The 21,011-nt window shown below is 73.5% G+C and carries 19 protein-coding genes; 9 read left to right on the top strand and 10 right to left on the bottom strand.

Annotated elements, in window-relative coordinates; all coding sequences use genetic code 11:
* The first annotated feature begins 64 nt into the window (after positions 1–64).
* The 3 genes from ABD363_RS08725 to ABD363_RS08715 all read left to right on the top strand — a co-directional run bounded on the left by ABD363_RS08725 (position 65) and on the right by ABD363_RS08715 (position 2,581).
* Positions 65–1,018, top strand: coding sequence for an ROK family protein (locus tag ABD363_RS08725; RefSeq protein WP_344601345.1), 954 nt, complete (start codon positions 65–67; stop codon positions 1,016–1,018).
* A gap of 168 nt (positions 1,019–1,186) precedes the next feature.
* Positions 1,187–1,393 (top strand): hypothetical protein, encoded by a 207-nt coding sequence (locus ABD363_RS08720; RefSeq protein WP_344601343.1) that lies wholly within the window; start codon positions 1,187–1,189, stop codon positions 1,391–1,393.
* A gap of 144 nt (positions 1,394–1,537) precedes the next feature.
* Positions 1,538–2,581: an NUDIX hydrolase gene (locus tag ABD363_RS08715; protein WP_344601342.1), complete on the top strand. Its 1,044-nt coding sequence runs from the start codon at positions 1,538–1,540 to the stop codon at positions 2,579–2,581.
* Positions 2,582–2,609: 28 nt separating this feature from the next.
* On the opposite strand, the gene ABD363_RS08710 is transcribed toward ABD363_RS08715, so the two are convergent.
* On the bottom strand, positions 2,610–3,314 hold the full coding sequence (locus ABD363_RS08710) for an MBL fold metallo-hydrolase (RefSeq protein WP_344601340.1): 705 nt from the start codon (positions 3,312–3,314) through the stop codon (positions 2,610–2,612).
* Between the two features lie 63 nt (positions 3,315–3,377).
* Positions 3,378–4,733, bottom strand: coding sequence for a dipeptidase (locus ABD363_RS08705; RefSeq protein WP_344601338.1), 1,356 nt, complete (start codon positions 4,731–4,733; stop codon positions 3,378–3,380).
* A gap of 242 nt (positions 4,734–4,975) precedes the next feature.
* Here ABD363_RS08705 and ABD363_RS08700 point away from each other — a divergent pair, with 242 nt between their 5' ends.
* Entirely contained in the window at positions 4,976–6,208 is a 1,233-nt protein-coding gene (locus tag ABD363_RS08700; protein ID WP_344601336.1) for a geranylgeranyl reductase family protein, read from the top strand.
* Here ABD363_RS08700 and ABD363_RS08695 read toward each other — a convergent pair.
* Positions 6,198–6,647, bottom strand: coding sequence for a nitroreductase family deazaflavin-dependent oxidoreductase (locus ABD363_RS08695; protein ID WP_344601334.1), 450 nt, complete (start codon positions 6,645–6,647; stop codon positions 6,198–6,200). The genes ABD363_RS08700 and ABD363_RS08695 overlap by 11 nt on opposite strands.
* A 404-nt stretch (positions 6,648–7,051) precedes the next feature.
* Here ABD363_RS08695 and ABD363_RS08690 point away from each other — a divergent pair, with 404 nt between their 5' ends.
* Positions 7,052–7,780 carry a TetR/AcrR family transcriptional regulator gene (locus ABD363_RS08690; protein WP_344601332.1) on the top strand — a complete coding sequence of 243 codons (729 nt, stop codon included), beginning with the start codon at positions 7,052–7,054 and terminating at the stop codon, positions 7,778–7,780.
* A 29-nt stretch (positions 7,781–7,809) separates the two neighbouring features.
* Here ABD363_RS08690 and ABD363_RS08685 read toward each other — a convergent pair whose 3' ends face one another.
* The 3 genes from ABD363_RS08685 to ABD363_RS08675 all read right to left on the bottom strand — a co-directional run bounded on the left by ABD363_RS08685 (position 7,810) and on the right by ABD363_RS08675 (position 11,852).
* Entirely contained in the window at positions 7,810–8,673 is an 864-nt protein-coding gene (locus tag ABD363_RS08685; protein ID WP_344601330.1) for an AfsR/SARP family transcriptional regulator, read from the bottom strand.
* A gap of 382 nt (positions 8,674–9,055) precedes the next feature.
* Positions 9,056–10,222, bottom strand: a complete 1,167-nt coding sequence (locus ABD363_RS08680; protein WP_344601475.1) for an MFS transporter — start codon at positions 10,220–10,222, stop codon at positions 9,056–9,058.
* 175 nt (positions 10,223–10,397) lie between these two features.
* Positions 10,398–11,852 (bottom strand): glyceraldehyde-3-phosphate dehydrogenase, encoded by a 1,455-nt coding sequence (locus ABD363_RS08675; protein WP_344601329.1) that lies wholly within the window; start codon positions 11,850–11,852, stop codon positions 10,398–10,400.
* 496 nt (positions 11,853–12,348) lie between these two features.
* Between ABD363_RS08675 and ABD363_RS08670 the strand changes: the two genes are divergently transcribed.
* The 3 genes from ABD363_RS08670 (at position 12,349) to htpG (ending at position 16,205) form a co-directional block, all read left to right on the top strand.
* Positions 12,349–13,113, top strand: coding sequence for a hypothetical protein (locus ABD363_RS08670; RefSeq protein WP_344601327.1), 765 nt, complete (start codon positions 12,349–12,351; stop codon positions 13,111–13,113).
* Between the two features lie 118 nt (positions 13,114–13,231).
* Positions 13,232–13,927 (top strand): class F sortase, encoded by a 696-nt coding sequence (locus ABD363_RS08665; RefSeq protein WP_425577955.1) that lies wholly within the window; start codon positions 13,232–13,234, stop codon positions 13,925–13,927.
* 358 nt (positions 13,928–14,285) lie between these two features.
* Entirely contained in the window at positions 14,286–16,205 is a 1,920-nt protein-coding gene (gene htpG / locus ABD363_RS08660; RefSeq protein WP_344601326.1) for a molecular chaperone HtpG, read from the top strand.
* Positions 16,206–16,257: 52 nt separating this feature from the next.
* Here htpG and ABD363_RS08655 read toward each other — a convergent pair whose 3' ends face one another.
* From ABD363_RS08655 to ABD363_RS08645, 3 genes are read right to left on the bottom strand one after another with little or no spacing between them, the layout of a single operon-like run.
* A complete protein-coding gene (locus tag ABD363_RS08655; RefSeq protein WP_344601325.1) occupies positions 16,258–17,751 on the bottom strand; it encodes a tripartite tricarboxylate transporter permease in 1,494 nt (497 codons plus the stop codon).
* Position 17,752: 1 nt separating this feature from the next.
* Positions 17,753–18,280, bottom strand: a complete 528-nt coding sequence (locus tag ABD363_RS08650; protein ID WP_344601324.1) for a tripartite tricarboxylate transporter TctB family protein — start codon at positions 18,278–18,280, stop codon at positions 17,753–17,755.
* Entirely contained in the window at positions 18,277–19,260 is a 984-nt protein-coding gene (locus ABD363_RS08645) for a Bug family tripartite tricarboxylate transporter substrate binding protein (protein ID WP_344601322.1), read from the bottom strand. The genes ABD363_RS08650 and ABD363_RS08645 overlap by 4 nt, the downstream gene beginning before the upstream one ends.
* Before the next feature lie 329 nt (positions 19,261–19,589).
* Between ABD363_RS08645 and ABD363_RS08640 the strand changes: the two genes are divergently transcribed.
* Positions 19,590–20,369, top strand: a complete 780-nt coding sequence (locus ABD363_RS08640; RefSeq protein ID WP_344601320.1) for a response regulator — start codon at positions 19,590–19,592, stop codon at positions 20,367–20,369.
* 11 nt (positions 20,370–20,380) lie between these two features.
* On the opposite strand, the gene ABD363_RS08635 is transcribed toward ABD363_RS08640, so the two are convergent.
* On the bottom strand, positions 20,381–20,953 hold the full coding sequence (locus ABD363_RS08635; protein ID WP_344601318.1) for an AMIN-like domain-containing (lipo)protein: 573 nt from the start codon (positions 20,951–20,953) through the stop codon (positions 20,381–20,383).
* Positions 20,954–21,011 lie beyond the last annotated feature (58 nt).

Raw genomic sequence — 21,011 nt, 5'->3', positions numbered from 1 at the left:
CACCGCGAGACCGGCCTGCTGTTCCCTCTTGGTTTCTCATGGTTGACGGGGAGATCCGACACTGATGCACACCGACCTCGTGGCCGCGCTGGACATCGGCGGCACCAAGATCGCCGGAGGACTGGTGGACGGCCACGGCCGGATCCTGGTGCGCGCGCAGCGTGCCACGCCCGCGCGGGAGGACGGCGAGACCGTGATGCGGGCCGTCGAGGAGGTGCTCGGTGAACTGGCCGCCTCCCCGCTGTGGGGCCGTGCCGCGGCCGTCGGCATCGGCAGCGCGGGCCCGGTGGACGCCTCCGCGGGCACGGTGAGCCCGGTGAACGTGCCCGGCTGGCGCGACTACCCGCTCGTCGCACGGGTCCGGGCCGCGGCCGGCGACCTGCCCGTCGAGCTGATCGGCGACGGCGTGGCGATCACGGCGGCCGAGCACTGGCAGGGCGCGGCCCGGGGCCACGACAACGCGCTGTGCATGGTGGTCTCCACCGGCGTCGGCGGCGGCCTGGTCCTCGGCGGCCGGCTGCATCCCGGCCCGACCGGCAACGCCGGCCACATCGGCCACATCAGCGTCGACCTCGACGGCGATCCGTGCCCGTGCGGGTCGCGCGGCTGCGTGGAGCGGATCGCGAGCGGCCCCAACATCGCCCGGCGCGCCCTGGACGACGGCTGGCGGCCCGGCCCGGACGGCGACACCTCCGCCGCCGCGGTGGCCGCCGCCGCCCGGGCCGGCGACCCGGTCGCCGTGGCCTCCTTCGAGCGGGCCGCCCGGGCGCTGGCCGCCGGCATCGCGGCCACCGCGACCCTGGTCGAGATCGACATCGCGGTGATCGGCGGGGGAGTGGGCAAGGCGGGCGAGGTGCTCTTCGGCCCGCTGCGCAGGGCCCTGGCCGACTACGCCACCCTCTCCTTCGTCCAGCGCCTGACGGTGACGCCGGCGCGGATGGGCACGGACGCGGGTCTGGTGGGGGCGGCCTCGGCCGCGCTGGCGAGGACGCCGGGCGTGACCGCGGCCGGCGTCTGAGACCCCTCGGCCGGGACGCTTCCCCGGCTCCGGGCTCCGGGCTCCGGGCTCCTCACGGGCTCCGGGCTCCGGGCGGCAGGGCTTGCGGGGCGGTGGGCCGGCGGGCCGGGCGGCCGCCGTGCGGGTGCCGGGCCGTGACTCCCGGCCGCTCGCGCAGTTGAACCCGGCATGAAGAAGCGCAGCATGCTCGCCATCGCCTCCCTCGCCACCGGCTTCGTCGTCGCGGCGGTCACCCCCTCCCACGCCCTGACCGAGCCCCTGGGCGGCGTCGACGTCGACAGGACCGTCGGCGACCTCGGACGCACCGTGGCCGCCGACGGCCTGCCCCTGGACCACGGCGCCCCCGACGGGCGGCGGAGCGGGCAGGGGGACTGACCCGCCCACGGGTCCGGGACACACGGCGCCGGCGCCCCGCGGTCGGGGGCGCCGGCGCCGTGTGTCCGCGCTCTCAACTGGGGCTGGTTTCCGTGGCAGGGTGGAGCGGGCAAGCCACAGGGGGCCAAGAGAAGAGGGGGAACCGTGACCGTCGTTTGGATCAACGGCGCGTTCGGTGCGGGGAAGACGACCACCGCACGGGAACTGATCGAGCTGATCCCGAACAGCACGCTCTTCGACCCCGAGGTCATCGGAGGAGCGCTCACCCACCTGCTGCCGCCCAAGCACCTCGCCGAGGTCGGTGACTTCCAGGACCTCCCGATCTGGCGCCGCCTCGTGATCGACACGGCGGCGGCGATGCTCGCCGAACTGGGCGGGACCCTCGTGGTTCCCATGACCCTGCTGCGCCAGGAGTACCGCGACGAGATCTTCGGCGGTCTCGCCGCCCGCCGGATCGCCGTCCGGCACATTCTCCTCGCACCGGCCGAAACGATACTGCGGGAGCGAATAGCCGGCCGGGAGGTCCCGCCGGACCCGCCCGACGGCGAACTGCGCATACGGCAGTGGTCCTACGACCACATCGAGCCGTACCGGACCGCCCTCGCCTCCTGGCTCACCGCCGACGCCCACCCGATCGACACCAGCTCCCTCACCCCGTACCAGACCGCCGCCCGGATCGCCGAAGCGGTCGGCGACGGATCCGTGCCCGCCTGCGAGATCGTGCAGACGCCCGAGCCCACCGCCGAGACGCTCGCCGCCGGCGTCCTCCTCTTCGACGAGCGGGACCGGGTGCTGCTCGTCGACCCCACCTACAAGGCCGGCTGGGAGTTCCCCGGCGGCGTCGTGGAACCCGGCGAGGCGCCCGCCCGCGCCGGGATGCGCGAGGTCGTCGAGGAGACCGGGATCCGGCTCCAGGACGTGCCGAGCCTGCTCGTCGTCGACTGGGAGCCGCCCGCGCCGCCCGGCTTCGGCGGGCTGCGCCTGCTGTTCGACGGCGGCCGCCTGGACTCCGCGGAGGCCGGCCGGCTGCTGCTGCCCGGCCCGGAGCTGCGCGACTGGCGCTTCGTCACCGAGGAGGAGGCCGCCGACCTCCTGCCGCCCGTCCGCTACGAACGCCTGCGCTGGGCCCTGCGGGCCCGGGAACGCGGCGCGGCGCTGTACCTGGAGGCAGGCGTTCCGGTCGGGTGACGTCTTCGGCGGGCCGGGGCCGGCGGGCTCAGGGGGTGACGCCGTACCGGGCCGCCGCCGCGCGCAGCGCCGCGGACGCGCCGCCGACCACCGGGTCGCCGTGGCCGAAGCAGGCCACGTCCGAGTCGAGTTCCGCCAGCCGGCGGAAGGAGGCGACGGCCCGGTCCCGGTCGAGATGGAACACGCCCGGCAGGACGCTGCCGTCGGCCGGCGACGCGGCGACGGTGTCCCCCGTGAACAGCACGCCGTGGCGCGGGAGATGGAGCGCGATGCTGCCGGGCGTGTGGCCGGGCACGTGGACGACGTGCGCTCCGCCGCCGAAGTCGAGCACGTCGCCGCCGGACAGCTCCGTGACGCGGGCAGGCCGGGGGAAGCCGCCCGCGGGCAGGAGCGCGAGCGCCGCCTCGTGGATCGGGCGCTCCCAGTCCTCCAGCACCGGTGGCGGGCCGGGGACCTCGCCCCGCACGACGGGGGCGTCCAGGCGGTGGGCCAGCACCTCGGCGCCGCTGCGGGCCGCGAACTCGCCCGCCCCGCCCGCGTGGTCCTCGTGGAAGTGGGTGAGTACGACCCGCCGCACCGGCCCGGCCCCGCGCACCGCCTCGGCGATCGCGGCGGCGGAGCCCGCCGGACCGGCGTCGATCAGCGTCAGCGTCTCGCCGTCGCGCCACAGGTAGGCCTGGCCGACCGGGAAGCGCAGCAGACGGAGACGGGGGAGGAGTTCGACGACGTCCATGGGACGACCGTAGAAGGCCCCCCGCCCGCGGGCGAGGGGCTTCGGCCGAGAGCAGAGCGGAACTCAGCTCGTCGCGTAGTTGCGCAGGAACAGCGCCTCCGCCACCGACAGCCGCTCCAGTTCCTCGGGGGAGACGCTCTCGTCCACGGCGTGGATCCGCGCCTCCGGCTCGCTCAGGCCGATGAGCAGGATCTCCGCCTGCGGATAGAGCGCGGCGAGGGTGTTGCACAGCGGGATCGAGCCGCCCTGGCCGGCGTACTGCATCCGCTGCCCGGGGTACGCCACCGCCATCGCGTCCGCCATGGCCCGGTACGCCGGGCTGGTCGTGTCGGCGCGGAACGCCTGGCCCTGGCCGATCTGCTCCACCTGTACCCGCGCCCCCCACGGCGTGTGCGCCTCCAGGTGCGCCTGGAGCAGCTTGGTCGCCTCGGCCGCGTCCACGCCCGGCGGCACCCGCAGGCTGATCAGCGCGCGGGCGCCGGCCTGCACCGACGGCGTGGCGCCGACGACCGGCGGGCAGTCGATGCCGAGCACCGTGACGGCCGGACGCGCCCAGATGCGGTCCGCGACCGTCCCGGAGCCGATCAGCCCGACCCCGTCGAGCACCTTGGCGTCCTTGCGGAACTGCTCCTCCTCGTACCCCAGTCCCTCCCACACGGCGTCCGCGGCCAGCCCGTCGATCGCCGTGGAACCGTCCTCGTCGCGCAGCGAGTCCAGTACGCGGATCAGCGCGGCCAGCGCGTCGGGGGCCGCGCCGCCGAACTGGCCCGAGTGCAGGTTGCCCTCGAGCGTGTCGATGCGGACGCGCACCAGGGTCATGCCGCGCAGGGTGGAGGTGACCGTCGGCAGGCCGGCCCGGAAGTTGCCCGCGTCGCCGATCACGATGGCGTCGGCCTCCAGCAGCTCGGGGTGCTCCTCCGCGTACCGCTCCAGACCGCCCGTGCCCTGCTCCTCCGAGCCCTCGACGATCACCTTGACGTGCACCGGCACGCCGCCGTCGGCCTTCAGCGCGCGCAGCGCCAGCAGGTGCATGATCACGCCGCCCTTGCAGTCGGCGGCGCCGCGCCCGTACCAGCGCCCGTCGCGTTCGGTCAGCTCGAAGGGCGGGGTGGTCCAGGCGGCCTCGTCCAGCGGCGGCTGCACGTCGTAGTGGGCGTAGAGCAGGACCGTCCTCGCGCCCTCGGGGCCGGGCAGGTAGCCGTAGACCGACTGCGTGCCGTCCGGGGTGTCGAGCAGGGCCACGTCCGTGAAGCCCTCGGCGGTGAGCGCGTCCGCGATCCACCGCGCGGCGTCCTCGCTCCCGCTCCTGGGGAACTGGTCGAAGTCCGCCACCGACGGGAAGGCCACCAGTTCGGTGAGCTCCGCCCGCGCCCTGGGCATCAGCGAGGCGACGGTCTCGGCGACCGGATTCGACGACATGGGCACGCTCCTCGTGGGTGCGACGTTGTACCGATGAGTTACTTCCGTGAGTAACTTCTGTCCTTGTGTGATCGTGCGGGGTGGGCGCGTGCCGATGGGCAGGCAGCCGCGCTGCCGATCCTCCCACAGCGGCCTGTGACGACGGCCGCCGTAGGATGCGGGTGACAGATGGGGTGCCCCCTGCTCGGGCGATGCCGGGAGCTTGGGGGAGGCATGCGGTTGGATCGGAGCAGTAGACCATCGTGAGCAGCGAGAACTCTTCGGCGGACGACGCGCGGCAGGTGTGGGACGTCGTCGTGGTCGGCGCGGGACCCGCGGGGGCCTCGGCCGCCTACGCGGCGGCGGTCGCGGGACGGCGCGTGCTGTTGCTGGAGAAGGCGGAGCTGCCCCGCTACAAGACGTGCGGCGGCGGCATCATCGGCCCCTCGCGCGATGCGCTGCCGCCCGGCTTCGAACTGCCGCTGAAGGACCGCGTGCACGCGGTGACGTTCTCCCACAACGGCCGCTTCACCCGCACCCGGCGCTCCAAGCAGATGCTGTTCGGGCTGGTCAATCGGCCCGAGTTCGACCAGCAGCTCGTCGAGCACGCGCAGAAGGCGGGCGCCGAGCTGCGCACCGGCGTGACGGTCTCACGGGTCGAGCAGCACGGGTCGGCGGTGCCGGACCGGCGCACGGTCGCCGTCGTGCTGCAGGGCGGCGAGGTCGTGCTCGCGCGGGCCGTCGTCGGCGCGGACGGCAGCGCCAGCCGGATAGGAGCGCACGTCGGGGTCAAGCTCGACCAGGTGGACCTGGGCCTGGAGGCGGAGATCCCGGTGCCGGACACCGTCGCCGAGGATTGGAAGGGGCGGATCCTCATCGACTGGGGCCCGATGCCCGGCAGTTACGGCTGGGTCTTCCCCAAGGGGGACACGCTGACCGTCGGTGTGATCTCGGCGCGCGGCGAGGGCGCGGCGACCAAGCGGTACCTGGAGGACTTCATCGGGCGGCTCGGCCTCGCCGGCTTCGAACCGAGCATCTCCTCCGGGCACCTGACCCGGTGCCGTGCCGACGACTCGCCGCTGTCGCGCGGCCGGGTCCTGGTCTGCGGCGACGCGGCGGGGCTGCTGGAGCCGTGGACGCGCGAGGGGATCTCGTTCGCGCTGCGGTCGGGCCGGCTCGCGGGCGAGTGGGCCGTCCGGGTCGCCGAGGCGCACGACGCCGTGGACGCGCGCCGGCAGACCCTCAACTACGCGTTCGCCGTCAAGGCGGGGCTCGGCGTGGAGATGAGCGTCGGCAAGCGGATGCTGACCGTGTTCGAACGGCGGCCCGGTCTCTTCCACGCCGTGCTGACCGGCTTCCGGCCGGCGTGGAAGGCGTTCAAGGACATCACGCAGGGCTCGACGTCGCTGGGCGAGCTCGTCCGCAGCCATCCGCTGGCCCAGCGTGCCCTGACCGCGCTGGACCGCCGCCCCGCGGACGAGCGCGTCACCTCCTGACCGTGACCCGGAAGACCGGGTGGTCGGGCGCGATCCGGCGCAGCTCGGCGTCGGAGGAGTCCGGGCCGACGCCGTCGAAGAACACCCCGACCTCCGCCTTCCAGCGCCTGAGGTAGGCCCGCAGGAGCGGCGGCTTGTCGTCGTCGGCGACCTCGGTCGCGGTGAACGTGTCCACGCGCTTGCCGAGGCGCAGCTCGCCGCCGCCCGCCGCCCGCATGTTGTGCGTCCACTGGACGTGGCCGCGCGGGGCGACGAGGTACTGCCGCCCGTCCACCGTCAGCAGGTTCACGGGGGTGGTCCGCCACTGGCCGCTCCTGCGGCCGCGGACGGCCAGGATCCGGGAGCCCCAGACGCTGATGCCGCGGCGGCTCAGCCAGGCGACGGCGCGGTTGAGGACCTTGACGGTGAACCAGCCGGGCTTTCTGACGTGGGTGGACATGGGGCTCCTTGGCTGGGTGAGCGCTGGTCTGGTGGGTGAGCGCTGGTCTGGTGGGTGAGCCGTGCTCTGGTGAGCGGCGCTCCGTCGGGTGAGCGGCGCTCCGGAGGAATGCCGGTGCTCTCCCGTGTGGGCGGCGTTCTCTCGTTCGGCGTGCCCGCTGTTCGTGAGTACCGCTCCCTTCCGCGGGTGTCGCCCTCTCCGTGAGCGCTGCCCCTCTGGGTGAGCAGTGCTCCCTTACGTAGACAGCGCTCTTTTGTGTGAGCGGCGATCTTTTCTGTGAGCGCTGCTCTCTTTCCCTGTCAGTCTGCGGCAAGCGAATGCCTCGACACAAGAGCAGTGCTCACTTTCGCGTCGGCCGCTCTCCTTTGCGTGCACTGCTCCGACTTCGTGGCACACTGCCTCACATGACCAGCACCGCACACGGCGTGCGCGCCCGCGCCAGGATCGAAGTCACCGCGGCCATCAAGGAGGAGGCGCGCAGACAGCTCGCGGCGGAAGGCGCCACCAAGCTGTCGCTGCGGGCCGTGGCCCGGGAACTCGGCATGGCCTCCTCCGCGCTGTACCGCTATTTCCCCAGCCGTGACGACCTGCTGACCGCGCTCATCACCGACGCCTACGACTCGCTCGGCGAGGCCGCGGAGGCGGCGCACGACGCGGTGGCCGACGCCGGCCCCGCCGAGCGGTGGGTCGCCGTGTGCGAGGCGGTGCGGGACTGGGCGCTCGGCCATCCGCACGAGTACACGCTGATCTACGGGTCGCCGGTGCCCGGCTACAACGCGCCCCGCACCACCGTCCCCGCCGCCTCCCGGGTCGGCCTCCTCCTCGTCGGCATCGTCCGCGACGCGCATCGGGGCCTCGGCTTGGCCAAGCCGCCGCTGCCCGCCGAACTGCGCCCGGAGGCCGAGCGGATGGCGGTGGAACTCGCGCCCGACCTGCCGCCCGAGGTGGTGACGGCGCTCGTCGCGGCGTGGGCCCAGCTGTACGGGCTGGTCGGGTTCGAGCTGTTCGGCCAGTTCAACCGGATCGTGGAGGAACGGGAGGCGTTCTTCCGGCACGCCGTGGCCCAGCTCGCGCACGGCGTGGGGCTGGTGTACCCGCAGAAGGGCCGGGCCGCGAAGGGCGCCGCCTCGTAAGGCACCGGACCCGTCGGCCCCCGCTCCCGTCACCCCACCGCCACCGGCGGCGTCGGCAGCAACGCCGGGTCCTGGCGCAGGATCCGGGCGTGCAGGGACCGCAGCGCGGGCCCCGGGTCCGTGCCCATCGCCTCGGCGAGGCGCCGGCGTGCCGCCTCGTAGGCGGTGAGGGCGTCGGCCGGGCGGCCGGCGCGGCACAGCGCGAGCATCAGCAGTTCCACGAGGCGTTCCCGCAGCGGGTGCGCCGCCACGAGCCGGACGAGTTCGTGGACGTACTCGAAGGGCCGGCCCAGCTCGATCTGGCCGGCCAGCCGGGCTTCGAGGACGGTGAGCCGTTTCTCGGCCCAGCGCAGCCGCTCCGCCGCCAGGTAGGGCGCCTGCAGCCCTTCGGCGAACTCGCCGCGCCACAACGCCTCCGCCCGCCCGGCGAGTTCGCCCGCCCGGCGCAGGTCCCCGGCGTCCCGCGCGGCCCGCGCCTCGTCCACCAGGGCCCGGCGCCGCAGCAGGTCGTCGGCCCGGACACCGGTGAGCCGGTAACCGCTGCCCGTCCAGACCAGTTCCGCCCCGTCACCGAGCGCGCGGCGCAGCCCGGAGACGTACTTCTGCACGAGGTTGCGCACATGCACCGGCGGCGCGCCGCCCCACACGGCCTCGACCAGGCCGTCGTACGAGATCGAGCGGCCTTCCTGGAGCAGCAGCACGGCGAGCACCGCACGCTGTTTCGGCGGACCGAGCGGGATCTCGACGCCGTCGCGCAACGCGCGCAGCGGGCCGAGCAGTTCGCAGCGCAGGCCGTGCGCCGTCCCGTCCGCCCCCGCCGTCTCCGTGCCGTCCGCCCCCGTCCCGGCCGTCTCCGCTCCCGTCGTTCCCGTCCCCGTCGTCCCCTCGCCCATGCGTCGAGCGTATCCCGAGCGCCGCGTTCCAGTGGATCTTCCAGGGGCCGTGCCGACGGGGTACGGACACCGGGCCCAGCCTTCGAGGACCTGGGGAAATCCCGAGGAAGGCCCCGACGCAAGGCCCCCGCCATGCTCACCCGGCTCGGCCGTCCGGCCGTGCACCACAGCCGTACCGTGCCGGCCGGCTTTCCGACCGCTTTCCCGGGGCGCGGCGCGTACGGCGCCGGCGCCCAGGACGACCTCGACCTCTCGCGCTGGGACGCCCCGGCACGGAACCGGTGCGCGCCGTGCTGCCGCAGGCCGCCGAGGAGGACGACCGGTGATCCGTCCGTGCCGCGGGCGCCCGGCTCGGGGAGGCCGCGGGCCGGGGAGCGGAGGGTCAGCCCGTCGTCGCCCGCCGGGTCGCGAAGCCGATGGCGGCGGCCACGGCCGCGAGCACGGCCACGCTGGTGAGCGCGGCCGGCAGGGAGAACCAGTCCGCCATGAACCCGATGGCGGGCGGCCCGAGCAGCATGCCGCCGTACCCGAGCGTGGAGGCGGTGGCGACCCCGCTCGGGCCGGCGAGGCTGCCCGCGCGTTCGACGGCGACGGGGAAGAGGTTGGCCAGGCCGAGCCCCGCGACCGCGAATCCGAGCAGGGCCGCCCAGAGGGAAGGGGCGAGTGCGCCGAGCAGCATCCCGGCCGCCGCGGTGGCACCGCCCGCGACGACGGTCCGGGTCCGGCCGAGCCGTTCGAGGAGCACCGTCCCGCTGAGCCGGCCCAGCGTCATGGCCAGGGCGAAGCAGGAGTAGCCGACGGCGGCGGCTCCCGGGGAGGCGCCCAGGTCCTGCTCGAGGTGCAGGGCGCCCCAGTCGGCGAGCGCCCCCTCGCCGTACGCGGTGCACAGGGCGATCAGGCCGAAGACGGTCACCAGGCCACGGGTGCGGGCGTCCGGGCGGCGCGGCCGGTCCTTCCCGGACGGCGTGCGCTCCGCGGGCACCGGGGGTTCGACGCGCAGGAGGGCGCGTCCCGCGACCGCGGTGACGAGCAGACCGACGACGGTGAGGCCCAGCAGGTGGCGGGCGGGGGACAGGGAGCCCGCGACCAGGCCGCCCAGCCCCGCGCCGATCATGCCGCCCAGGCTGAAGGCCGCGTGGAAGCTGGGCATGACCGGCCGCCGCAGTGCGGTCACCAGGTCGACGGCGGCGCTGTTGAACGCGACGTTGATCCCGCCGTAGGCGGCGCCGAACAGCAGCAGGACGAGGCCGAGGGCGAGAGCGGAGTGGGTGAGCGGGGGCAGGGCGACGCTGAGCGAGAGCAGGACGGCGCAGACGACGGTGACGGAGTGGCTGCCGTAGCGGCGGCAGAGGCGTCCGGTGAGCGTCATGGTGACCACGGCTCCGGCGGAGACGCCGAGGAGGGCGAGACCGAGGGTGCTGGCGGAGGCGCCCGTCTGTTCCTTGACGGCGGGGATGCGGACGACCCAGCCGGCGAAGACGAAGCCGTCGAGGGCGAAGAAGGCGGTGAGAGCGATACGGAGCCGGGTGAGGTGGCCCGTGCCCGGCACGACGTTGTGCGAACAGGCTTTGTTTATCGGCGGCACAAAATCAGGCTAGGAGAGGTGCCGGGGCGGGGCAAGAGAGGGGACGGACCGTCCGCCGGGCGCACCCGGCCCGGCTGCCGTGCTCCCGCCGCCGACGGCGGGAGCACGGCGGAACCCGTGCCCGGGCCGGAGCGCCCGGTCAGACCGCCGGGGCCGGGTACGTGGGGTACTCCACCCCGGACACGTACTGGACGACGCGGATGACCTGGCAGGAGTAGCCGAACTCGTTGTCGTACCACAGGTAGAGGATCGCGTTGTCGCCCTCGACCTTGGTGGCGCCGGCGTCGACGATCGAGGCGTGGCGCGAGCCGATGAAGTCGCTGGAGACCGCGTCGGGGGCGCTGATGAAGTCGATCTGGCGCTTGAGCGGCGAGGTCAGCGACACGTTGCGCAGGTGGTCGAGGACCTCCTCGCGGGTGGTCTCGCGCGCGAGCTGCAGGTTGAGGATCGCGATCGAGACGTCCGGCACCGGTACGCGGATCGAGCTGCCGGTGATCTTCGCCTTGAGGTCGGGCAGCGCCTTGGCGACGGCCGAGGCGGCGCCGGTCTCGGTGATGACCATGTTGAGCGGCGCGGAGCGGCCGCGGCGGTCGGCCTTGTGGTAGTTGTCCAGCAGGTTCTGGTCGTTGGTGAACGAGTGGACGGTCTCCACGTGGCCGCGCAGCACGCCGTACTCGTCCGCCATCGCCTTCAGCGGCGGGACGATCGCGTTGGTGGTGCAGGAGGCGCAGGACAGGATCCGCTCGTCCGGCTTGATCGTCTCGTGGTTGACGCCGTGCACGATGTTCGGGACGTCGCCCTTGCCCGGCGCGGTCAGGACGACCTTGGCGATGCCGGGGCGCAGGTGCTTCGACAGGCCCTCGCGGTCGCGCCACTTGCCGGTGTTGTCGATGAGGATGGCGTCCTTGATGCCGTACGCCGTGTAGTCCACCGACGCCGGGTCGTCGGAGTAGATCACCTTGATCTCGTTGCCGTTGGCGACGATCGTGCCGTTCGCCTCGTCGACGGTGATGGTGCCCTGGAACTGGCCGTGGATGGAGTCGCGGCGCAGCAGCGAGGCGCGTTTGACGAGGTCCTCGGCGACCCGGCCGCCGCTGTCGCGGACGACGACGGCCCGCAGCCTGAGCCCGTTGCCGGAGCCGGACTTCTCGATCAGCAGGCGGGCGAGCAGACGGCCGATGCGGCCGAATCCGTAGAGCACGACGTCCCGCGGCGCACGGCGCTCGATCTTGTTGGCGCCCGTGGCACCCGCGACGGCCTCGGCGGTGAACTCCGCCACCGACAGGCCGCGGCCGTCGGTCCTGTACATCGCGGCGAGCATGCCGATGTCGATCTGCGAGGGGCCGAGATCGAGCGTGGTGAGCGCCTGCAGGAACGGCAGGGTCTCGGTGACCGAGAGCTCCTCGCCGGCGATCTGCCGGGCGAACCGGTGGGCCTTGAGGATGCTGATCACCGACTTGTTCACCAGGGAACGGCTGTGGAGGAGGACGGTGACGTCCCGCTCCCGGTGCAGCTTCCCGATGATCGGGATCATCGACTCCGCGATCTCCTCGCGGTACTTCCAGTGGGTGAACGAGTCCTCGTTGACAGTCACAGGCTTATCTTTCGAGCTAGGCAGCGCTCATATGCTAACCACATGATCGATCGCCCCTTCGTGCAGGGGTCCGCTCACCTGTGATCGGCCGTTCGGGTGCCGTCCTGTTCCTGTTCTCCGCGGCGGCCCCCCGCGTTCCCCCGGGCGCCACCCGCCCGGCGCCCCGGAACGGGCCGGCCGGAGACGCGGGCGCGACGCCTCCGTCCGACGGGGCGGGGCGGCGCAGGGCAAGGAAGTCTTCCCCGTGTGCGGGCGTGCGGGTCGGGAAGAGGGGCGTCTTCACCCGTGTGCCGGTGTCCGGGGCGGGCCGGGCGGGTGCGCGGACGCGGAATCCGGCACGGGCCCCGGCGCCCCCGCCGGACCGCGGGTGTAACCCGACTGCGCGCCTCGAATGGTGGGCGAGCCCGGAATGACTGACGGTGGATCAAGCCAAGGCCTCGGGTCACACCAGCTGATGTGGCTTCAGCTGCCCGTGCGCCACGGAAGGAACTCTCAGATGCGTTCTGCCCGCATGCTGCTCGCCACCGCGACGGCCACGGCCGCCCTGGTGATCACCGGATCCGCCGCCTATGCCCAGGTGGCGGGTGACCAGGACCGCGAGGACACCTCCTACAGCCAGAAGCACGAGGACACCTCCTCCGGCGAGAAGCACGAGGACACGTCGTCCGGCGAGAAGTACGAGGACACGTCCTCCGACAAGAAGTACGAGGACACCTCGTCCGACAAGAAGTACGAGGACACGTCGTCCGACAAGAAGTACGAGGACACCTCCTCCGACAAGAAGTACGAGGACACGTCCTCCGACGAGAAGAAGGAAGACGGCTCCTCCAGCGAGAAGCACGAGGACGGCTCCTCCAGCGAGAAGCACGAAGACACTTCCTACAGCAAGAAGGACGACAAGGACGACAAGTACGACAAGCCCCGCGGCGGGATCCACACGGGCGGCGGAGCTCTGGCGGCGGTGAACAGCGACGACTGGGACACCGACAAGTACGAGAAGCACGACGAGGAGGGCTACAAGGACAAGAAGGACGAGAACGGCCAGGACTCCTGGAACGACAACCACGAGAAGGACTACGAGAAGGGGCACGAGAAGAGCTCCGGGCACTCCGACCACGACAAGCCGCGCGGCGGGGTGCACGCCGGTGGCGGCGCGCTCTCCCAGCAGAACGTCACCACCAGCGGGCTGGCCGCCCTGGCGGTGGCCGGCACCGGCCTGTACGCGCTGAGGCGCAAGAAGGCGGCTCAGAACGCCGCGTGACATCGACGCCCGACGCCCTGACGACCGGGTCCGCCGCACGCGCGCGTCGCGTCGCGGCGGGCCCGGCCCGTCCCCCGCGTGTCGTGCCCCCTGTCGTGCCCGAGTGAGATGGTGACCGATGGCAGCCCTTCCCTCCGCTCCTCCTTCCTCCGCCGACGGCGATCCGGCGCCGCCGCAGCAGAAATCCCGCACCGGCACGACGCTGCTCTGGGGCGCGGCCGCCCTGGTGCTGGCGATGGGCCTGCTCGGTGGCGAGGACAGGTCGCCCGACTCCGGCCGGGCGCCGCACGCTCCGCCGCCCGTCGCGGCGGCCTCGCCCGCCGCGCCGGGCTCGCCCACCGCGCGCCCGGCGGGGAAGCAGCTGCCCCGGTCCAGACCGACCCGGCTGCTCATCCCCAAGATCTCGGTCGACGCGCCCTTCATCCGCCTGGGCATCGGCCGCTCGGGCGAGCTCGAAGCCCCTCCGGCCGACGACGTCAACCTCGTCGGCTGGTACGCCGGGGGAGCCTCCCCCGGCGAGGCGGGCACGTCGATCATCGCCGGGCACGTGGACACGGCCACGTCGGCCGCCGTCTTCGTCGACCTGCACAAGCTCAGGAAAGGCGACCGGTTCCACGTGGAGCGGGCGGACGGGCGCCGGGCGTCCTTCGTGGTGGACGACGTGGAGTCGTTCGACAAGGACCGCTTCCCCGACGAGCGGGTGTACGCCGACACCCCCCAGGCGCAGGTCCGGCTCATCACCTGCGCGGGGGACTACGACCGCGCGGCCAAGGACTACACCGAGAACCTGGTGGTCTTCGCCCACCTGGTCTGACGCGCCCGTCCGCCCTCCCCGGCCGGGGCGGCGTCCGACAGGATCGGGGCGCGGGGCGCGGGGCGCGGGGCGCGGGATGTGCCGCCCGTTCGTTCCGCCGCGGCGGCGCAGGGTCGCAGGAGTCGCGGGGATCGCGGAGCCGCAGGGGCCGCGGGAGGCGGGGGAGCCGCAGGGGTCGCGGAGTCGAGGGGATCGCGGAACCGCGCAGTTCGCAGGGCCGCAGGAGCCGTGGGAGTCCTCCGGGAGCCGCCGGAGTCCGGGGAGAGCGCCGAAGACCGGCATTTCCCCCTGACCGGGTGTCCTACAGTGACAACCACCTGTTCCGGAGACCCAGTGACCTGTGAGGTAATCGCGAACCATGGCGACCGAAACGTTTGAGTTCCAAGTCGAGGCCCGTCAGCTGCTCCAGCTGATGATCCACTCGGTCTACTCGAACAAGGATGTCTTCCTGCGCGAACTCGTCTCCAACGCCTCCGACGCGCTGGACAAGCTGCGCCTGGAGAAGCTGCGCGACGACAGCCTCGACGCCGACGTGTCCGACCTGCATGTCGAGATCGAGGTCGACAAGGACGCCCGCACCCTCACCGTGCGGGACAACGGCATCGGGATGTCGTACGACGAGGTCGGCCGGCTCATCGGCACGATCGCCAACTCGGGCACGGCCAAGTTCCTCCAGGAACTGAAGGAGGCCGGGGACGACAAGGACGGCGCCGGGGCCGAGGGCCTCATCGGCCAGTTCGGCGTCGGCTTCTACTCCGCCTTCATGGTGGCGGACGAGGTGACCCTGCTGACCCGGCGCGCCGGCGAGAGCCGGGGCACCCGCTGGTCGTCCCGCGGCGAGGGCACGTACACGCTGGAGACGGTCGACGAGGCGCCGCAGGGCACCTCGGTCACCCTGCACCTGAAGCCGGCCGACCCCGACAACCAGCTCCACGACTACACCTCCACCTGGAAGATCAGGGAGATCGTCAAGCGGTACTCGGACTTCATCACCTGGCCGGTCAGGCTGGTCCCGGAGAAGACCGACGGGAACGCCGACGGGGACGAGACGCCCGAGCCGGAGACGCTGAACTCGCAGAAGGCGCTGTGGGCGCGCTCGCGCGACGAGGTGTCCGACGACGAGTACCACGAGCTGTACAAGCACATCAGCCACGACTGGCGCGACCCGCTGGAGACCATCCGGCTCCAGGCCGAGGGCACCTTCGAGTACCAGGCGCTGCTGTTCCTCCCGTCGCACGCCCCGCACGACCTGTTCACGCAGGGCTTCAAGCGCGGCGTGCAGCTGTACGTCAAGCGCGTCTTCATCATGGACGACTGCGAGGAGCTGCTGCCGCCGTACCTGCGCTTCGTCAAGGGCGTCGTCGACGCGGCGGACCTCTCCCTCAACGTGTCCCGGGAGATCCTCCAGCAGGACCGGCACATCCAGGCGATGCGGCGCCGCCTGACGAAGAAGGTCCTGTCCACCGTCAAGGACATGATGGCCAAGGACCCGGAGCGCTACGCCACGTTCTGGCGGGAGTTCGGCGCCGTCCTGAAGGAGGGACTGGTCACCGACTCCGAGAACCGCGACGCCCTGCTCGCCGTCGCGTCGTTCGCGACCACCCGCTCCGAGGACGAGCCGACCACGCTCCAGCAGTACGTGGAGCGGATGAAGGACGGCCAGGAGGACATCTACTACATCACCGGCGACAGCCGGCAGAGCATCGAGAACTCCCCGCACATGGAGGCGTTCCGGGCCAAGGGCATCGAGGTGCTGCTGCTCACCGACCCCGTCGACGAGGTCTGGGCCGACACCGTCGGCGAGTACGAGGGCAAGCGGCTGCGGTCCGTCGCCAAGGGCGAGATCGACCTCGACGCCGAGGGCGACGAGAAGGACGGCGGCGAGCGGGAGAAGCAGAACGAGGAGTACGCCGGTCTGCTCGGCTGGATGAAGGAGCAGCTGGCGGAGGACGTCAAGGAGGTGCGTCTGTCGTCGCGCCTGACCGTCTCCCCGGCCTGTGTCGTCTCCGACGCGCACGACCTCACCCCGGCGCTGGAGAACATGTACCGGGCGATGGGCCAGGAGGTGCCGAAGGCCAAGCGGATCCTCGAACTCAACCCCGGCCACCTGCTGGTGAAGGGGCTGAACGAGGCGTACAAGGAGCGCGAGGACCGGTCGGACCTGGTCGAGGCCGCCGAGCTGCTGCACGGCCTCGCGGTGCTCGCCGAGGGCGGGCAGCCGAAGGAACCCGCCCGCTTCGTCAAGCTGGTCACGGACCGGCTGGAGCGCACCCTGTGACCACCCGGGGCGCGGCCCGCACCGGGCCGCGCCCCCGCGCCGGGCGAGCGGGTCAGGCCCCGGACCGCCCGCGCGTCACGGCCCGCCGCAGCGCCGGCCAGGCCAGCAGGACGACGATCGTCCCGTACACCGTCACCGCGAACGGCGTGTCGACCAGCCCGGTGACGCTGCCGTCGCTGATCTGCAGGGCGCGCCGCAGCTGCTGCTCGGCGCCCGGCCCGAGGACGACGCCCAGGACGGCGGGCAGCACCGGCAGGCCGTAGCGCCGCATGCCGAACCCGATCAGGCCGATCACCAGCAGGATCACCAGGTCGGTCACCTCGCCGCCGACCGCGTACGCGCCGACCGCCGCGAAGAACAGGATCCCCGCGTACAGGTACGGCCGCGGGATGCGCAGCAGCCGCGCCCACACCGGCGCCAGCGGCAGGTTGAGCGCGAGCAGCAGCACCATGCCGACGAAGAGCGAGGCGATCAGGCCCCACACCAGGTCGGCCTCCCGCTCGAACAGCAGCGGGCCGGGCTGGATGCCGTACTGCTGGAACGCGGCCAGCATCACCGCCGTGACCGCCGTGGTGGGCAGGCCGAGGGTCAGCATGGACACCAGCGTGCCCGCCGCGGAGGCCGACGCCGCCGACTCCGGTCCCGCGACGCCCTCGATCGCGCCCCTGCCCCACTCGTCGGGACGCTTCGACAGCCGTTTCTCCGCGACGTACGACAGGAAGGTGGGGATCTCCGCGCCGCCCGCCGGGATCGCGCCGAACGGGAAGCCGATGAACGGGCCGCGCAGCCACGCCTTCCAGGTCCGGCGCACATCGCCGCGGCTCAGCCAGGGACGGCCCACCGGGATCGGCTCGCCCGGGCCGCGCCGCAGGTGCGCCGCCACCCACAGGGCCTCGCCGACGGCGAACAGGCCCACCGCGACGATCACCACGTCGATGCCGTCGGCCAGGTGCAGCGAGCCGAACGTCAGCCGCTGCTGCCCCGTCATCCCGTCCAGGCCCACCAGGCCCAGCGTCAGCCCGATCAGCAGAGATGCCAGTCCCCTGACCCGGGACGCGCCCAGCACCGACGTCACCGCGACGAACGCCAGCACCATCAGGGCGAAGTAGTCCGGCGCGCCGATGTCCACCGCCAGGCCGGCGACCGTCGGGGCGAGCGCGACCAGCAGGACGGTGCCGATCGTGCCGCCCGCGAAGTGGCCGATCGCGGCGGCCGCGAGCGCCTGCGCGCCCCGCCCCGACCGCGCCATCGGGTTGCCCTCCAGGGCGGCGACCACGGCGGCGCTCTCACCGGGCGTGTTGAGCAGGATCGAGGTGGTGGAGCCGCCGAACATCGCGCCGTAGTAGATGCCCGCGAACATGATGAACGCGCCGACCGGGTCGAGCCCGTACGTCACCGGCAGCAGCAGCGCGACCGCCATCGCCGGGCCGATGCCGGGCAGCACGCCGATGGCCGTGCCGAGCAGCACGCCGATCGCCGCCCACAGCAGGTTGAGCGGGGTGAGGGCGGTGCCGAAGCCGTCCAGCAGGGAGGTGAGGGCGTCCATGTCACAGCACTCCCATCAGCGGGCCGCCGGGCAGCGGAACCCCGAGCAGCTTGTCGAAGACCGCGTAGGTGACCAGGGAGAGGACGGCCGCGACGAGGGGGTCCCGGTCGGTCCGGCGGCTGCCGAGCGCGAAGGCGGCGCCCCAGAACAGCAGCGCGCCCGCGGCCGGGAAACCGAGCGGCTCGATGAGGACCGCCGCGCCGAGGAACACCCCGGTCAGCAGCAGCACCGTGCGCCGGTCGGCGGGCTCCGACAGGTCGACGTCCTCGCCGGTCTCCGCCCGGCCCCGGCCGCCGCGCAGCACGTCGACGGCGAGCAGGGCGGCGACGACGAGCAGCCCGGCGCCGACGGCCACCGGGACGGTCCGCGGCCCGACCGGGCCGCGCCGGGCGACGTCGACGTCCATGGCGAGCGCGTCGGTCAGCACCAGCACGCCGAGCGCCAGCAGCAGGACGCACACGCCCAGTTCGGAGTTGTCGCGCAGCCAGGAGCGGCGGCCGGCCGGCGGGCGGCCGGTTCGCGTCGTCACAGTCCCAGCTCCTTCAGCACCGACACCACGCGCTCGTCCTGGGCGTCCAGGAAGGCCCCGAACTCCTCACCGGTGAGGAAGGCGTCGTCCCAGCCGTTCCGCCGCATCGACCCCTGCCACTCCGGCGAGCGGTGCAGCTCCTCGAACAGGCGGACCAGCTTGCTCCGCTCGGCGTCGGACAGGCCGGGCGGGGCGACCACGCCGCGCCAGTTGGTGAAGTCCACGTCGTAGCCCGCCTCCCGGAGGGTGGGCGCGTCGAGACCGCGGACGCGCCGCGGGCCGGTGACCGCGAGCAGGCGCAGTTCACCCGCCCTGATCTGGTCGAGGCACTCGCCGACGCCGGAGACGCCGAAGGCGACCTTGCTGCCGAGGACCGAGGCGAGCAGTTCGCCGCCGCCGTCGAACGGGACGTAGTTGACCCGCTTCGGGGCGATCCCGGCGGCCCGCGCCGTCAGCATCGACGCGAGGTGGTCGGGCCCGCCGGGCGAGGACCCGCCGCCCACCGGGAGCCCGCCGGGGTCCTCGCGCCAGGCGCCGACCAGCTCGTCGATCGTCCGGTACGGGGAGTCCGCGGCGACCACCACGACGTTCTGCTCCTCGGTGAGCCGGGCGATCGGGGTGGTGTCGGCGAGGGTCTTCGGCGCGTCGTTGGAACGGACGGCGCCCACGACGCCGAGGCCCATCGACATCGCCAGCTTCCCGTTGCCGTGCTCGCTCACCAGCCGGCTCAGCCCCACGGTCCCGCCGGCGCCGGGCAGGTTGAACACCTCGATCGAGTGGGTCAGCCCGGCGTCCTCGGCGTTCCTGGCGGCCGTACGGGCCGTCACGTCGTAGCCGCCGCCGGGCGTGTTGGGGACCATGAAGCGCAGGCCGGGGATCCGCGTGCCGGTGTCGGCGTCCTCGCCCGCCGTCAGCAGCGGCGGCCCCGCGAACACGAGCACGGCGGCCCCGAGCAGGGCGAGGGGGGTACGCAGGCGCACGAGTGCCACCACCTGTCGGTCCGGGGGTCGAGGGGTACGAGGGTCCTGCGGGGAGGGTGACGCGGGCCACATGGTGCCCGCGCGCCGGCGAGGTGTCTCGCTTGTGGAACCAACGGACGTTGTGGTCGTTGTGGTCGCCGCGCGGGCGTCCGTCCCCCCTTTCCGCCGGGCGCGGACGGGCGGGTCCGGCGGCGGTCTGGCGCTCGCCCGGCCGGTCTGCGAACGTCGCGGTGGGGAAGATCCCGGCGGCCGGCGCCCCGACGGGCCGCGGCCGCCGCACGCACGACCGTCAGCCACCTCGCCGGCGAGGTGGCGGAAGGAGCGCCACGATGAGCGACACGTCCCGCGGCGACACGCCGGGCGGCGACACGTACGGTGCCGGCGCGATCGACGTGCTCGTGGTCGACGACGACTTCATGGTGGCCCGGGTCCACCGCGCCTTCGTCGACCGCGTCGAGCCGTTCCGGGTCGTCGGCGTCGCCCAGACCGGCGAGGAGGCGGCCCGCGCCGCCGACGCCCTCCACCCGGACCTGGTCCTGCTCGACCTGTACCTGCCGGACGCCTTCGGCCTGGACGTCATCCCCCGGCTGCGCACCGCCGGGCACGACTGCGACGTCATGGTCGTCAGCGCCGCGCGGGAGGCCGACACGGTCCGCGGCGCCGTCCGCCGCGGGGTCGTCGACTACCTCCTCAAGCCGTTCGAGTTCGCGGATCTGCGGGCCCGGCTGGAGCGCTACGCCGTGCGGCGGGGCCGGCTGCTCGCCGCCGTCGTGCGCAGCCAGGCCGACGTCGACCGGGTCCTGGCCGAGGCGGCCGGCCCGGCGGTCCCCGACGCGCTGCCCAAGGGCATGAGCGTGGAGACCGCCGAGCTGGTCGAGCGCGCGCTGCGCGCCGCGGACGGCACCCTGTCCGCCGCCGAGTGCGCGGCCCTGACCGGCGTCTCCCGGGTCAGCGCCCGCCGCTACCTGGAGCACTTCCACGCCGTCGGCAGCGCCGAGGTGTCCCTGCGCTACGGCACGACGGGCCGGCCCGAGCGCCGCTACCGGTTCCGCGAACCCGGCGCGGGACGCCGGGCCGGCGACGGGGCGCGGGCCGGCAGCGGTTCCTGAACCGCCCGGGGTCAGCCGGAGGCGGTCCAGGTGTGGGCCACGTCCACCACGACACGCCCGTCCAGCGGCGTCACGCGGAACGGCAGCCGGGCCCGGACGCCGAGCCCGAACTTGGTCTCGCCCTCGAAGCTGCCGGCGAACCGGGCGTCCTGGAACGTGCGGTGTCCGGTGAGGTCGACGCCCGGCAGGGGGTGGCCCACCTGCGCGGGGTACGTCGGCGTGCCGGTGCCGGGGTCGTAGGCGGGCGCCGCCACCCGCACCTCGAGGACGGCTCCGCCGTCGACGGGGACCGGCCGGCCCGATCCGTCCTGCTGGACGCGGTCGACGTACTGGACGGAGTAGCCCAGGTCGTCGCGGGCCGCGCCGGGGACGTCGATGACGAGCCGGTCGTAGCAGGCGTGCCGGCCGGTCCTGACCTGGGTGACCGGCTCGGCCGTGGCGGAGCTGTCCGTCTCTGGGAGGCTGCCCCAGCCGGTGGGGCAGACGGCCGTCGTGGCGGGGGCGGCGTGGGCCGGGAGGGCGGCCGCTCCCAGCGCGGCGCCCGCCAGGACGAGAGCTGCCCAGGTCGTTCTGGTTCGTATCACGATGTCCCCCGAAGAGCGTGTGGTTCCGTTGTGCGTCTGTTGTCGGGTGAGACATCCG

It is taken from the genome of Streptomyces glaucus (genome assembly GCF_039533365.1).
Classification (GTDB): Bacteria; Actinomycetota; Actinomycetes; order Streptomycetales; family Streptomycetaceae; genus Streptomyces; species Streptomyces glaucus.
Note: the sequence above shows the minus strand (reverse complement) of the source record. Positions and strands in the feature narration are given on the sequence as shown.

Coding starts and splice junctions, on each gene's coding strand:
- ABD363_RS08695 (WP_344601334.1), bottom strand. CDS start 6,647: ATGTCCACCCACGTCAGAAAGCCCGGCTGGTTCACCGTCAAGGTCCTC.
- ABD363_RS08710 (WP_344601340.1), bottom strand. CDS start 3,314: ATGGACGTCGTCGAACTCCTCCCCCGTCTCCGTCTGCTGCGCTTCCCG.
- ABD363_RS08685 (WP_344601330.1), bottom strand. CDS start 8,673: ATGGGCGAGGGGACGACGGGGACGGGAACGACGGGAGCGGAGACGGCC.
- ABD363_RS08655 (WP_344601325.1), bottom strand. CDS start 17,751: ATGGACGCCCTCACCTCCCTGCTGGACGGCTTCGGCACCGCCCTCACC.
- ABD363_RS08665 (WP_425577955.1), top strand. CDS start 13,232: ATGGCAGCCCTTCCCTCCGCTCCTCCTTCCTCCGCCGACGGCGATCCG.
- ABD363_RS08725 (WP_344601345.1), top strand. CDS start 65: ATGCACACCGACCTCGTGGCCGCGCTGGACATCGGCGGCACCAAGATC.
- htpG (WP_344601326.1), top strand. CDS start 14,286: ATGGCGACCGAAACGTTTGAGTTCCAAGTCGAGGCCCGTCAGCTGCTC.
- ABD363_RS08690 (WP_344601332.1), top strand. CDS start 7,052: ATGACCAGCACCGCACACGGCGTGCGCGCCCGCGCCAGGATCGAAGTC.
- ABD363_RS08720 (WP_344601343.1), top strand. CDS start 1,187: ATGAAGAAGCGCAGCATGCTCGCCATCGCCTCCCTCGCCACCGGCTTC.
- ABD363_RS08640 (WP_344601320.1), top strand. CDS start 19,590: ATGAGCGACACGTCCCGCGGCGACACGCCGGGCGGCGACACGTACGGT.
- ABD363_RS08670 (WP_344601327.1), top strand. CDS start 12,349: ATGCGTTCTGCCCGCATGCTGCTCGCCACCGCGACGGCCACGGCCGCC.
- ABD363_RS08705 (WP_344601338.1), bottom strand. CDS start 4,733: ATGTCGTCGAATCCGGTCGCCGAGACCGTCGCCTCGCTGATGCCCAGG.